At 69.1% G+C, this 12,760-nt stretch carries 11 protein-coding genes; 4 read left to right on the top strand and 7 right to left on the bottom strand.

The features are described 5' to 3' along the window. Nucleotides 1–186: 186 nt before the first annotated feature. The 3 genes from BX604_RS09960 to BX604_RS09950 form a co-directional block, all read right to left on the bottom strand. Entirely contained in the window at nt 187–960 is a 774-nt protein-coding gene (locus BX604_RS09960; RefSeq protein WP_098550593.1) for a class II aldolase/adducin family protein, read from the bottom strand. Nucleotides 961–1,198: 238 nt separating this feature from the next. Next, a complete protein-coding gene (locus BX604_RS09955; protein WP_098550592.1) occupies nt 1,199–2,824 on the bottom strand; it encodes a phospholipase D family protein in 1,626 nt (541 codons plus the stop codon). A gap of 231 nt (nt 2,825–3,055) precedes the next feature. Next, a complete protein-coding gene (locus tag BX604_RS09950) occupies nt 3,056–3,772 on the bottom strand; it encodes a FadR/GntR family transcriptional regulator (protein ID WP_098550591.1) in 717 nt (238 codons plus the stop codon). Between the two features lie 135 nt (nt 3,773–3,907). Here BX604_RS09950 and BX604_RS09945 point away from each other — a divergent pair, with 135 nt between their 5' ends. The 4 genes from BX604_RS09945 to BX604_RS09930 are packed head-to-tail and all read left to right on the top strand — an operon-like array spanning nt 3,908 to nt 8,629. Next, nucleotides 3,908–4,708, top strand: a complete 801-nt coding sequence (locus BX604_RS09945; protein ID WP_098550590.1) for a (Fe-S)-binding protein — start codon at nt 3,908–3,910, stop codon at nt 4,706–4,708. Next, nucleotides 4,705–5,430 carry a LutC/YkgG family protein gene (locus BX604_RS09940; RefSeq protein WP_098550589.1) on the top strand — a complete coding sequence of 242 codons (726 nt, stop codon included), beginning with the start codon at nt 4,705–4,707 and terminating at the stop codon, nt 5,428–5,430. The genes BX604_RS09945 and BX604_RS09940 overlap by 4 nt, the downstream gene beginning before the upstream one ends. Next, nucleotides 5,427–6,872 carry a LutB/LldF family L-lactate oxidation iron-sulfur protein gene (locus BX604_RS09935; protein ID WP_098550588.1) on the top strand — a complete coding sequence of 482 codons (1,446 nt, stop codon included), beginning with the start codon at nt 5,427–5,429 and terminating at the stop codon, nt 6,870–6,872. Before BX604_RS09940 ends, BX604_RS09935 begins: the two co-directional genes overlap by 4 nt. A gap of 50 nt (nt 6,873–6,922) precedes the next feature. Next, nucleotides 6,923–8,629: a lactate permease LctP family transporter gene (locus BX604_RS09930; RefSeq protein ID WP_098550587.1), complete on the top strand. Its 1,707-nt coding sequence runs from the start codon at nt 6,923–6,925 to the stop codon at nt 8,627–8,629. A gap of 126 nt (nt 8,630–8,755) precedes the next feature. Here the strand turns inward: BX604_RS09930 and BX604_RS09925 are convergent, their stop codons facing one another. The 4 genes from BX604_RS09925 to fabG all read right to left on the bottom strand — a co-directional run bounded on the left by BX604_RS09925 (nt 8,756) and on the right by fabG (nt 12,682). Beyond that, nucleotides 8,756–9,517 (bottom strand): M48 family metalloprotease, encoded by a 762-nt coding sequence (locus tag BX604_RS09925; RefSeq protein WP_098550586.1) that lies wholly within the window; start codon nt 9,515–9,517, stop codon nt 8,756–8,758. A gap of 150 nt (nt 9,518–9,667) precedes the next feature. Continuing rightward, nucleotides 9,668–10,474, bottom strand: a complete 807-nt coding sequence (locus tag BX604_RS09920; protein ID WP_098550585.1) for a glycosyltransferase family 2 protein — start codon at nt 10,472–10,474, stop codon at nt 9,668–9,670. A 125-nt stretch (nt 10,475–10,599) separates the two neighbouring features. Then, the gene (locus BX604_RS09915) at nt 10,600–11,862 is read right to left on the bottom strand and encodes a chorismate transformation enzyme, FkbO/Hyg5 family (RefSeq protein ID WP_098550584.1); all 1,263 of its coding nucleotides are present in this window, start codon (nt 11,860–11,862) and stop codon (nt 10,600–10,602) included. Between the two features lie 103 nt (nt 11,863–11,965). Then, the gene (fabG, locus tag BX604_RS09910) at nt 11,966–12,682 is read right to left on the bottom strand and encodes a 3-oxoacyl-ACP reductase FabG (RefSeq protein ID WP_098552807.1); all 717 of its coding nucleotides are present in this window, start codon (nt 12,680–12,682) and stop codon (nt 11,966–11,968) included. Nucleotides 12,683–12,760: the final 78 nt, after the last annotated feature.

The raw sequence follows: 12,760 nt of genomic DNA, 5'->3' as shown, positions 1-12,760 counted from the left end.
ATCGCCGCGGATCCGGCAGCCTGCCGCAACCTGGAAGAGACCTTTGCAGCCCGGGCCCTGAATCCGCTCGCGGCCTTTCGCTACACTTCGTCTCACAGTTGCTTGTTTCCTTCGTCCGAAGGAGTCTGCGAGTATTTACGCGGCCATCCGGCCGCGTTTTTTTTTCGCTGTGCCGGCACCGCGTCCTTACGCGCGATAGCCGGGATCGATGCGGTCGACGATGCGCTGCAGCGCGTCGAACGCGTCCTGCCCCGCGCCATGCTTCGGATCGAAATTCAGCGAATCGCGCACGCATGCGTCGAGCACTGCCGGCGCGATCGGCAACGCGTCGCCGATCGCACGGGTCGCGACCTGCACCTCGCACGCGCGATTGAGCAGCCACATCAGCGAGAACGTCTGCGCGAGCGTCGCGCCGATCGTCACCGGCCCGTGATTGCGCAGCAGCAGCACCGGCCGCCCGCCCGCGCTCCCGACGATGCGCTGCCCTTCCTCGAGATGCACGGTGATGCCCTCGAAATCGTGATACGCGATCTTCCCGTACAGCTGCGCCGAATAGAAATTCGTGAACGACAGCCCGTCGCGCGAGCAGCACACGGCCATCGTCGGCGTCGTATGCACGTGCATCACGCAGTGCGCGTCCGGCAGCGCCGCATGAATCGCGCTGTGGAACGTGAAGCCGGCCGGGTTGATCGGCCAGTCGGAATGACCGATCACGTTGCCGTCGATGTCGATCTTCACGAGGTTCGACGCGCACACCTCGCGGTAATGGAGCCCGAACGGGTTGATCAGGAAATGGCCGTCCTCGCCCGGCACGCGCAGCGAGATATGGTTGTAGATGAGTTCGGTCCAGCCGAGATGGTCGAAGATCCGGTAGGCGGCGGCGAGCTGCACGCGCGCCTGCCATTCGGCTTCGGAGAAACGGGCGGGACGCGTGAACGGCTGGTTCGGTACACGTTGCATGGGGCACTCCGGTTGCGGGCGGGCGCGGCCGCGCGGGCGGCGGCACACATCGTCCCTCGTCTCCTGGCGTCGCACGCGGGTCGTGCGGCGCATGCGGCGTGTCGTTCCGCACCGCGCCGGCCCGCGTTGCACGAACCGTCCGACGGCGCCTTCACGATACGCATATGGTTGCGCACACAACCATATCATCTTTCCCCGCGCACCGGTATCGCGGGTTTGGCCCGAGCCGTTCCGGCCCTTACAACTGGTCGTCGACCGGCAGCAGCATGAAGAGGCCGGTCATCAGGTTGCGCATCAGTCCCGCATGCGGATCGACGTGATAGGTGGTCAACGTGCCGTTGTCCATCCCGGTCCACTCGAGTTCGGGCGTGCCCCACCCCGTCGGCGCCACGAGGCTCAGGCGATAGCTTTCGTCGGGCTGCGTCACCCGCGCGAAGATCGTCGCGGCCTGCTGCGCGATCGTCGGGCTGTGGATCACGAGCGCCAGTTCCGTATTCAGGTGCGCGGAACGCGGGTCGAGGTTCATCGAGCCGATCACGAGGATCTGCCGGTCGATCACGTACGCCTTCGCATGCAGGCTCGCCCGCGAACGCGAGCCGAACAGGCGCGCGCGCGGCGAGCCCGGCTGCGCCTTGAATTCGTACAGCTCGACGCCGTGCTGCAGCAGCGGCACGCGATACGGCGCGTAGCCGGCCTGCACGGCGACCGCGTCGGTCGCGGCGAGCGAGTTGGTGAGGATCGCGACGCGCACGCCGCGCGCGGTCATGTCGCCGAGAATCTTCACGCCCGCGTCGTGCGGCACGAAGTACGGCGAAAACGCGAGGAACTCCTTTTGCGCGGTGTGCGTCAGGTCGACCAGGCGCCGCATCGGCGGGCTCACGTAGGTGTCGGTCGGCCGCGCGACCTTGGACGGCGCGTCGACCTTGAACTCGGCCGGCGCCCACACGAGCTCGAGCTCGTCGCGCGCGATCTGCTGCGCGAGCGGCGTCGCGTTCAGCGGCTTCGCGTTGTACGGGTCCGCGTACTTGCGCCAGTGGTCGCGCAGCTCGTCGCGCATCGCGTCGAGATCCTTCGGGTCGAACGACTGATGATTCAGCACGCGCAGCGGATAGCTGCTCGCGCTCGCCCAGTAGTCGTCGAAACTCGTCGAGATGTCGTTCGTCACCGGCCCGGCCGCCAGCACGTCGAGGTCGCGGAACTGCAGCGTCGGGCTCGCGCTGAAGTATTCGTCGCCCAGGTTGCGCCCGCCGACGATCGCGATCTGGTTGTCCGCGATCATCGCCTTGTTGTGCATCCGGCGCGTGAAATTGTCGATGCGCGTGAAGAAGTTGGCCGTGCGCTCGACCATCCCGTGCTGCGATGCGCCGAACGGATTGAACACGCGGATCTCGATGTTCGGATGCGTATTGAGCGCGGCCATGATGCGGTCGATGTCGCGGAAATTCAGGTCGTCGACCAGCATCCGCACGCGCACGCCGCGATCGGCCGCGTACAGCGCGGCGCCGAGCAGCAGCTTGCCGGTCGTGTCCTCGGTCGCGATGTAGTACTGCATGTCGAGCGTCCTGGTCGCCGCGCGCGCGAGCGCGATGCGCATCTGCAGCGCGGTGGCGCCATCGGGCAGCAGCCGGAAACCCGACTGGCCCGGGTGCGCGGCTTCCGGCGCGACCAGCGCGTCGCGCAGCGGCGTCGCGGCATCGGGCGGCAACGCGTGGGAGACGGAACGATCGAGGGACGTGACGGGCGGATGGATCGCGCAGGCGGCGACCAGCGACAGCAGCATGCAGACGGCGAGCGCACGGGCCGGGCGGCACGCGGCGCGCCACGTGAGCGTGGCCGGCGCGCGCCGGATCAAAGACGTGAGCACGAGAGCTTCCTCGACAGGCGGATCAATGGGTCCGCAATCGCCGCGACGCGCGGCTGACGGGCGGTTCCGGCCGATTCTAGTGGGCGCCCGACGAACCGGTCAATCGCGCAGCCGGCGCGCGCGGCGCCGCCACGCCGCTGCCCGCGCCACGCACGACAACCCGCCGGGCCGGGAGCAGCGGCGCGCAAGCGCCCGTCGGGCGGGCCTGCCGCAGCCGCGGTCCAACCAATCTCACGGCGTATCGCCGCTTCGCTCGAAGTGGCTGCGCACGTAGTCGATATGGGTCTGCATCGCGGTGCGCGCCTCCTCGGGCCGGTGCGCGCAGATCGCGTCGCACACCACGCGATGCTGCAGCAACAGCAACTCGGATGCCTGCTCGTCGTGCGTCGTCATCCCCGCGACGTTGATCGAGATATGCTCGCGCAGCATCCCGATCACGCTCGTGTGCAGGTGCAGGAACATCGTGTTGTGCGACGCGAGCGCGATCGCCTCGTGCAGCTTCGCGTCGGTCGACGCCTCGACCACCGCATCGTCGTTCGCATGCGCGGTTTCGAGCTCGCGCAGCAGCGTGCGGATCCGGCGCCGGTCGTTCGCGTCGGCGCGGAGTGCGGCGAAATACGCGGTCGCGCCTTCGAGCACACGGCGGAATTCGAGAATGTCGTCGCGCAGCGCCGGATGGTCGGCAACCAGCTGGCCCCACGGCGACGCGATGCCCGCGCGCAACTGATCCGTCACGTAGACGCCCGCGCCGCGCCGGCTCTGCAACAGCCCGCGCGCGACGAGCCGCTGGGTCGCCTCGCGCACCGTATTGCGCGCCACGCCGTACTGCTGCGCGAGCACGCGCTCGGCCGGCAGCCGCGCGCCGGCCGGCCACGTGCCGTCGAGCAGCGCCGTCTCGATCTTGCGCATCACCACTTCGGTCCGGCCCCGTGCCGTCATCGCCGCCATCGCTGCCTCTCCATCCGGAATGTCCGTCGCGCCGATTGGCCCAACCAATTTGAGCTGCGGCGCCGTCGCGGGAATTATGCAGCGAAATCGTCGCCCCGCATTCGGATGCCGGGCGGTCGCCCCCTGGAGCGAGACATGAACGAAAGGCACTACCCCGCCACCGCCCCCGCGCACGTCTATCTGTTCGCGACCTGCCTGGTCGACCTGTTCGTCCCCGAAGCCGGGCTCGACGCGGTCCGCCTGCTGGAACGCGAAGGCCTGACCGTCCACTATCCGCGCGGCCAGAGCTGCTGCGGGCAGCCGGCCTACAGCAGCGGCAATCCCGACGAAGCACGCCGCGTCGCGGCCGCGCAGCTCGACCTGTTCGGCGAGCCGTGGCCCGTGATCGTGCCGTCCGGCTCCTGCGCGGGCATGATCCGGCACCATTGGCCGGCCCTCTTCGCCGACGACCCCGTGCACGGCCCGAAGGCCCGCGCGATCGCGGAACGCACCTACGAACTCGCGGAATTCCTCGTCCATGTGCTCGATGTGCGGCTGGACGCCCTCCCCGCGAACACCGGCCCGGCAGAACGCGTGGTGCTGCACACGTCGTGCGCGGCCCGCCGCGAGATGGGTACGCGCGTGCATGGCGTCGCGCTCGTCGACGCGCTACCCGGCGTCACGCGCATCGAACATGAACGCGAATCCGAATGCTGCGGCTTCGGCGGCACGTTCTCGCTGAAGCATCCCGACATCTCCGGCGCGATGGTGCACGACAAGGTCGCGTCGGCCTGCGCGACGGGCTGCGACCGGCTCGTGTCGGCGGACTGCGGCTGCCTGCTGAACATCGGCCACGCGGCGACCAAGGCCGGCGCGGCGCTGCCCGTCGAGCATCTCGCGAGCTTCCTGTGGCGCCGCACGGCCGGCGCCGCATCGCTGCGCGGAGATCAGCAATGAGCGCACGCGACGCCATCCTCGCGCGCCTGCGCAACACGGCGCCCGGCGTCGCCGCGAACGCCGCGCCCGCGCTCGATGCGCGCATCGACACGCATTACGCGGCACGCCGTGCGTCGGTTGCCCTCGATCCTCACGCGCTCGCGCAGACGATGCAGGCCGCGCTCGCCGCGTCGCACGCGGAGGTCTGGTGCGCCAGCGCCGATGCGTGGCCCGCGCAGCTTGCCGCGCGTCTGGCCGAAGCCGGCGTGCGCCGCTTGCTGCTCGATCCGGCCCGCGCCGAATCCGACGCGCTCGCGCGTGCGCTGCCCGACGCGGTGGCGCCGGTGTCGTTCGACCGTCCGATCGACGCGTGGAAGGCCGAGCTGTTCGACACGATCGACGCGGGCTTCACCGTCGCGCGCTCGGGCATCGCGGCAACCGGCACCGTCGTGCTCGCGCCCGATCCCGGCACGCCGCGCACGGTGTCGCTGGTGCCGCCGCTGCACATCGCGCTCGTGCATGCGAACACGCTGCACGCGGACCTTCATGCGGCCGTGCACGCGGAACGCTGGCACGCCGGCATGCCGACCAACGTCGTGCTGGTGTCGGGGCCGTCGAAAACCTCCGATATCCAGCAGACCCTTGCGTACGGTGCGCACGGCCCGCGCAACCTCTGGGTCGTGATCGTCACCGAAGCAGCCACCGAACCGACCGCAACCGCCTGCCAGGACCTGCCGCGATGAGCGACCAACCGCTGCAATTCGTCGCCCCCGGCGACTTCAAGGCCCGCGCGCGCGCCGCGCTCGACGATCCCGCGCTGCGCAGCAGCTTCCGCGGCGCGATGGACTTTCTGCAAGGCAAGCGCGCGACCCAGTTCCCCGACGACACCGAGTTGCAGCAACTGCGCGATCTCGGCGAAGCCGTACGGCAGCATGCGCTCGCGCAACTGCCGACGCTGCTCGAGCGGCTGGAGGCGAAGCTGACCGAGGCTGGCGTCCACGTGCACTGGGCCGAGACGGCCGCCGACGCGAACGCGATCGTGCTCGGCATCGCACAGGCCAAGAAGGCGCGCCGCGTGATCAAGGGCAAGTCGATGGCGAGCGAGGAAATCGAGCTGAACCATTACCTCGCGGATCACGGCGTCGATTGCATCGAGTCCGACATGGGCGAGTTCATCGTGCAGCTCGCGGGCGAGAAGCCGTCGCATATCGTGATGCCGGCAATCCACAAGACGCGCGGCGACATCGCCGGGCTGTTCGAGCAGCACATCCCCGGCACGCGCTACACGGAGGACGTCGACGAGCTGATCCAGACCGGCCGGCGCGCGCTGCGCCGCGCGTTCGCGGATGCCGACATCGGCCTGTCCGGCGTGAACTTCGCGGCGGCCGACACGGGCACGCTGTGGCTCGTCGAGAACGAGGGCAACGGCCGGCTGTCGACCACCGTGCCCGACACGCACGTCGCGATCATGGGGATCGAGAAGGTCGTCGAGAAACTCGAGCACATCGTGCCGCTGTCGAGCCTGCTCACGCGTTCGGCAACCGGCCAGGCGATCACGACCTACTTCAACCTGATTTCCGGCCCGCGCCGCGACGGCGAACGCGACGGCCCGCGCGAGCTGCATCTGGTGCTGCTCGACAACGGCCGCACGCAGGCCTACGCCGACGAACAACTGCGCGCGACGCTGCAGTGCATCCGCTGCGGCGCGTGCATGAACCACTGCCCCGTGTACACGCGCATCGGCGGCCACGCATACGGCACCACCTACCCGGGCCCGATCGGCAAGATCATCTCGCCGCACCTGCTCGGCCTCGACGCGACGGCCGACCTGCCGACCGCGTCGACGCTGTGCGGCGCGTGCGGCGAGGTATGCCCGGTCCGGATTCCGATCCCGCAATTGCTCGTGCGGCTGCGCACCGAGGCGAACCGCAAGCCCGACGAACCCGTCGCGCATCCGCTGCGCGGCCAGGGCGCGAACTACACCCGCGCGGAAGACCTCGTGTGGCGCTTCTGGTCGGGCGCGTTCGCGCATCCGCGCGCGTATCGCACATTCCGCTGGACCGCGACGCGGCTGCGCGCGCTGACGCCCGCGAAGCAGATGGGCTGGACCCAGCACCGCACGCCGCTCGAGCCCGCGCCGCGCAGCCTGTCCGACCTGCTGCGCGCACGCGGCCAGCCCGAATAACCCGTCCGTTTTCAAACCCGTACCAATAGAAATCCATGGAGGAGACACCCATGCAGGTTTGGCATCAGATCTACACCCCGCTCGGCAGCCTCGGGCTGTCGGCATTCGTCGCCGCAATTCCGATCATCTTCTTTTTCGTCGCGCTCGCCGCGCTGCGGATGAAGGGGCATGTCGCCGCCGCGATCACGCTGCTGCTGTCGCTCGGCGTCGCGATCCTCGCGTACGGAATGCCCGTGCCGCAGGCGCTCGCGGCGGCCGGCTTCGGCTTCGCGTACGGCCTGTGGCCGATCGCGTGGATCATCGTCGCGGCCGTGTTCCTGTACAAGATCGTCGTGAAGACCGGTCAATTCGACGTCATCCGCGCGTCGGTGCTGTCGATCACCGACGACCAGCGGCTGCAGATGCTGCTGATCGGCTTCTCGTTCGGCGCATTCCTCGAAGGGGCCGCCGGCTTCGGCGCGCCCGTCGCGATCACAGCCGCGCTGCTGGTCGGCCTCGGCTTCAAGCCGCTGCACGCGGCAGGACTGTGTCTGATTGCAAACACCGCGCCGGTCGCGTTCGGCGCGATGGGTATTCCGATCATCGTCGCCGGACAGGTGACGGGCATCGACCCGATGCACATCGGCGCGATGGCCGGCCGCCAGTTGCCGCTGCTGTCGCTCGCGGTGCCGTTCTGGCTCGTGTTCATGATGGACGGGCTGCGCGGCGTGCGGCAGACGTGGCCGGCCGCGCTCGTCGCAGGCGGCAGCTTCGCGATCACGCAGTACTTCACGTCGAACCACATCGGGCCCGAGCTGCCGGACATCACGTCGTCGCTCGTCAGCCTCGTCGCGCTCGCCGCGTTCCTGAAGGTGTGGCAGCCGAGCAGCGCGAAGCAGACGGCCGGCGGCCTCGTCGCGTCGGGCGGCGGCGCGGCGCTGGGCGGGTTCGGCGCGGGCGGCAACGGCGCGGGGGCACGCACGAGCCGCCAGGCGTCGCCGTACACGCTCGCGCAGACCGTGCGCGCGTGGTCGCCGTTCCTGATCCTGACCGCGGTCGTCACCGTGTGGAGCATCGCGCCGTTCAAGGCGCTGTTCGCCGCGCACGGCGCGCTGGCATCGACCGTGCTGAAGTTCCATGTGGCGGGGCTCGACCAGCTGGTCGTGAAAACCGCACCGATCGCCGCGACGCCGAAGGCGCTCGAAGCCGTGCTGAAGATCGACCTCGTGTCGGCGGTCGGCAGCGCGATCCTCGTGACCGCGCTGATCTCGATGGTGCTGTTGCGGATGAAGCCGCGCGATGCGCTCGTCACGTTCGGCGAAACGCTGTCGGAACTCACGCGCCCGATCCTGTCGATCGGCTTGGTGCTCGCGTTCGCGTTCGTCGCGAACTACTCGGGGATGTCGTCGACGCTCGCGCTGATGCTGGCCGCGACCGGCGCCGCGTTCCCGTTCTTCTCGCCGTTCCTCGGCTGGCTCGGCGTGTTCCTGACGGGCTCGGACACGTCGTCGAATGCGCTGTTCTGCTCGCTGCAGCAAACGACCGCGCACCAGCTCGGCGTGCCGGAAACGCTTGCGGTCGCCGCGAACACGACGGGCGGCGTCACGGCGAAGATGATCTCGCCGCAGTCGATCGCGGTGGCCTGCGCGGCGACCGGCCTGGTCGGCAAGGAATCCGAGCTGTTCCGCTTCACGGTGCGCCACAGCCTGCTGTTCGTGGTGGTCGTCGGCCTGATCACGCTCGTGCAGGCCTACGTGCTGCCGGGGATGGTGCCGTAAGCCACGCCGTCGTTCCGCGCATCCCCAAAAAGCAAAAACCCCACGCCCGGACGAGCGTGGGGTTTTTCTTCATCGTGCAGGATGCCGGGGCGGACCGCGCCGGCGATCAGTTGCCGTCAGCTACCATCAGCTGCCTTTTGCGATGCGATCCTCGATGTGCTGCGCACGGCTCGCCGACGACGGGTGCGAGCTCATCATCGAGCTCTGGCCGCCGTCGAGCTGCGCGAGCTTCTGGAACGCGGTGACGAGGCCCTTCTGGTTCATCTTCTTCTGCTTCATCAGGTCGAACGAGTAATCGTCGGCCGCGCTTTCCTGCGTCTGCGAGAACTGCGCGTTGATGAACTTCTCGGTGATGTCGCCGAGCTGCGAGCTCGTCAGTGCCGCCACGCCCGGCGATGCCGCGCCGGCCGCGGTGCGCGCCGCGCTGACCGCGTAGGCCGTCTGCATCGCCTTCTTCGAGTGACCCAGTGCGACGTGGCCCATTTCATGACCGATCACGCCGCGCAGTTCGTCGTCGTTCATCATGTCCATCAGGCCGCTGTACACGCGCACGCAGCCGTTGCCCATCGCCCACGCGTTGACGTCCTTGGTCATGTAGACCTTGTAGTTGATCTTCTGGCCGTTCAGCGTCATGTCGCCGAAGCCCTTCATCACCTTCGTCAGACGCTTCGAGTACGCGCTGTTCGGCGCCGCGATCTTCGATTCCGCGTCGCTCGCCTTGCACGAGTCGTTCGACAGGGCCGCGATGTCCGTGTCCGACAGCGTCGCTGCCTTGAACAGGTTGGTCCCCGCCGACGCCAGGCTGTTCGCGTCGAGGCTCTGTACCCCGCCGCACGCGCTCAACAGGAACGCCACGCTACATGCTGCCGCCGCTTTCTTGATATGCATCCCGGATCCCTCGGTAGTTGTATTTGGGAGCGGCGATTTTGCATAATCCGGCAGAAAATTACCAGTTGTTTACATCACATGACAACTTCATTACCGGCCTGTTCGACACGCAATGACCGCTCATCGGGCAGATTGATGCCGAAAATGCGGTCAATCGCCGCGGCCCGGCGACCGGCTGAGCGGGGAGCGCGACCGGCGCGTCAGCCGTCGCGCGACGAGCATCGGCAGCCGCGCGACGAAACCGGCGAAGAGCCGCAGATGCATCCATGCGAGCAGCGCGTTGTCGCGGCCATAGTGGAAATGCGACACGCCGCCCTCGTGCTCGCCGAAGTAGCGCACCGGCGCTTCGATGCGGATCGGGGGCACACCGGCCCAGCACAAACGCACCGCCGCTTCGGGATCGAAGTCGAAGCCGCGCATCCACGGCTGCCGGTGCATGATCGCGGCGAGCGGCGCGACCGGGTACACGCGAAAGCCGTACAGCGAATCGCCGATCCCGGCCCACAGCGTCTCGAGATCGGCCCACGCGTTCGACAGCCTGCGGCCCTGCACGCGCAGTTGCGGCGCGCTCGCATCGAACTTCGGCAGACCGAGCACCATCGCGTCGGGCGCCGCCTGCGACGCGGCCATGAAATCGGGAATCAGCTGGGCCGGATGCTGGCCGTCGGAATCCATCGTCAGCACGTGCGTGAAGCCGCTCGCGGCGGCCGCATCGAGCCCGGCAAGCACCGCGGCGCCCTTGCCGCGGTTCTCCGGCAGCACGATCACGCGCAGCCCCGGATCGCGCTCGGCCATCGCCTGCAGCCGCTCGGCGCTGCCGTCGGTGCTGCCGTCGACGACGACCCACACCGGACTCCACTGCGCGCGGGCGTTGCGCACGGTCGTGTCGACCTTGGCGCCCGGGTTGTAGCTCGGAATCAGAACGAGATGGGTGGACGAGGCGTGCTGCTTGGACATGGGAACGGCCGATTGCGAAGACGATGATCCTGACAAAAGTTTATGACCTGCGGGCGACCGCGGACAGGCTTCGTCGACGCCGCCCGCACGCGTCGACGGTTCGCGCAGCGACAGGCCCGCGCGCTTCACGACAGCCGCTCCAGCGGATGCCCGGCGCTCGCCTCGATCTCGACCAGCAGATCGTCGCGGCACACGTCCGCGTGGACGAACAGCGGCCGTACGTCGAAGCCGGCCGCCTCGCGCAACGCGCGGTCGATCGCGGCAAGCGCCGCGGCATCGGCGGCGTCGCGCACGTACACGCGATAGCTCAGGTCGGCGAGCGTGAACGGGCCGTGCCCCTGCCGCGCGGCCTGCTCGAGCACGGCGGCCAGGTTCGCGATCGTCTCGCGCGTTTGCGCGACGACGTCGCCGCGATGCACGGTGCGATGCCCGACGATGCTGGCGGTGCCCGACACGAACAGCAGCGGCGGCGCGTCGCCGTCGGTCCAGGCAGCCGCGCGCGCGAACGTCGGCGCACGCGGGCCGTACTCCACCGGGTAGTGATACGCGCTGATCTGGCGCGGGTTCTCGACCGGATCAGCCGGCGTGCGGCTCGCGATGAAATGGATCGCGAGCGGCGCGGCCGGCGGCATGTCGCCAGCAACCGGCACGACCGAGCCGAGCGCGCAGGCGGCCGGCACGCCGCCCGTCAGCGCACGGCGACACGCGTCGAATGCGCGCTGCCGGCCGATATTGAACTGACGATAGCGCTCAATGCCGAACTGCTGCGCATTGATCGCCGGCACAGTGTTCCAGATCCGCAGCGGATGCACGATGCCGAGCGTATCGAGCACGTCGAACAGCGCGCGGTACGCATCATGGGTCGCCTGTTCGAGCGGCATGCCGCCGTCGCGATCCGCACCCGTCACACCGGTCGCTTCCTGCACGACGATGCTGCCGAACACGAGCCCCGCCGTTTCGCTGTAGCGGTATTGCAGCGCGCCGCGCCGTTCGCTGCGCAGGTCGTGTGCATCGCACTGCCAGATTTCGCAGACGGCATCGCTGCCTGCGTAGCCGCCGGCATCGAGCAGCGCCATCCGCACCGGCGCGAGCGGCAGGTCGGGCGCGGCATCGGCCAGCAGGCGCGCCATCGCGTCGGTCGACGCGCCGGCCGCGCCGATACACACCGCGCCCAGCGCGCCGGGAAACAGCTGATCGAATGCGTCGCCGCGCCGTTGCGCATCGTGCAGGCGCGCCGCCAGCCGTGCGTGATCGACCTGGACGAGCCGCAGCGCACGGTTGCCGCGGTCCGCGGCGAGCCCGGCGGCCATGTGTCCGTGCGCGACCGCGGTCGTGGCGGACGACAGGGAACACGCTCGCCGTTCGGCGTCGACTGGATGCACTGACACTTCGATTTCCTCACTATGCGGCGCAGGCTTGCGGCACCGCGGTTACTACGCGCCGCGTTGCGCGCCGTTGCGTCGCGTCAATCCGGCGCGGCGCGCGTCGTCGTCATGCGAGCCCGCCGTTGACGGACAACACCTGCCCGGTCACATAGGCGGCCGCATCGGATACCAGATACGCGACCATCGCCGCGACTTCGTCGGGCCGGCCCGCGCGTTGCGCCGGCACGAGCTGCTTGATCCGCTCGGCCGGAAACGCGTGCTCGGCCATCGGCGATTCGATGATGCCGGGTGCGACCGCGTTCACGGTGATGCCGCGCGACGCCAGCTCGAGCGACAGCGACTTCGTCGCCCCGATCAGCCCCGCCTTCGCGGCCGCGTAATTCGCCTGTCCGCGGTTGCCGGTCAGGCCGGCGACCGACGCGATATTGACAATCCGTCCGCGCCGCGTGCGAATCATCGGCAGCAACAGCGGCTGCGTGACGTTGAAAAAACCGTTGAGCGTCACGTCGATCACGCTGCGCCACTGCTCGCGCGACATGCCGGCCATCGGCGCGTCGTCGTGAACGCCCGCGTTGTTGACGAGGATCTGCACCGGCGCAGCGTCGATGAACGGCGCGAGCGCGGTGAGCGTCGCATCGGCGTCGGTCACGTCGAACGCGATGGCGTGCGCGGTGCCGCCCGCCGCGACGATCTGCTGCGCGACCGCCTCCGCCTGCGCGAGATTGCGGTTCGCATGCACCCACACTTCATGGCCGGCCTGCGCGAGCGCCGTGCAGATCGCCTGCCCGAGTGCGCCGCTGCCGCCCGTTACGAGCGCCCGCATCGAATTGCTCCGTTCATCGCGTTCCACCTCGATCGACGCGGCTGCGTGTCGCCCGGCGAGCGCCGCCGCATGCCGTCA

Source organism: Burkholderia sp. JKS000303 (genome assembly GCF_002563755.1).
Lineage (GTDB): Bacteria > Pseudomonadota > Gammaproteobacteria > Burkholderiales > Burkholderiaceae > Burkholderia > Burkholderia anthina_B.
This window is presented reverse-complemented; position numbering and strand designations above follow the sequence as displayed.

Bases quoted from the DNA above. Each gene is read 5' to 3' on its own strand.
- BX604_RS09960 (WP_098550593.1), bottom strand. From the start codon at position 960: ATGCAACGTGTACCGAACCAGCCGTTCACGCGTCCCGCCCGTTTCTCC.
- BX604_RS09950 (WP_098550591.1), bottom strand. From the start codon at position 3,772: ATGGCGGCGATGACGGCACGGGGCCGGACCGAAGTGGTGATGCGCAAG.
- BX604_RS09945 (WP_098550590.1), top strand. From the start codon at position 3,908: ATGAACGAAAGGCACTACCCCGCCACCGCCCCCGCGCACGTCTATCTG.
- BX604_RS09940 (WP_098550589.1), top strand. From the start codon at position 4,705: ATGAGCGCACGCGACGCCATCCTCGCGCGCCTGCGCAACACGGCGCCC.
- BX604_RS09935 (WP_098550588.1), top strand. From the start codon at position 5,427: ATGAGCGACCAACCGCTGCAATTCGTCGCCCCCGGCGACTTCAAGGCC.
- BX604_RS09930 (WP_098550587.1), top strand. From the start codon at position 6,923: ATGCAGGTTTGGCATCAGATCTACACCCCGCTCGGCAGCCTCGGGCTG.
- BX604_RS09925 (WP_098550586.1), bottom strand. From the start codon at position 9,517: ATGCATATCAAGAAAGCGGCGGCAGCATGTAGCGTGGCGTTCCTGTTG.
- BX604_RS09920 (WP_098550585.1), bottom strand. From the start codon at position 10,474: ATGTCCAAGCAGCACGCCTCGTCCACCCATCTCGTTCTGATTCCGAGC.
- fabG (WP_098552807.1), bottom strand. From the start codon at position 12,682: ATGCGGGCGCTCGTAACGGGCGGCAGCGGCGCACTCGGGCAGGCGATC.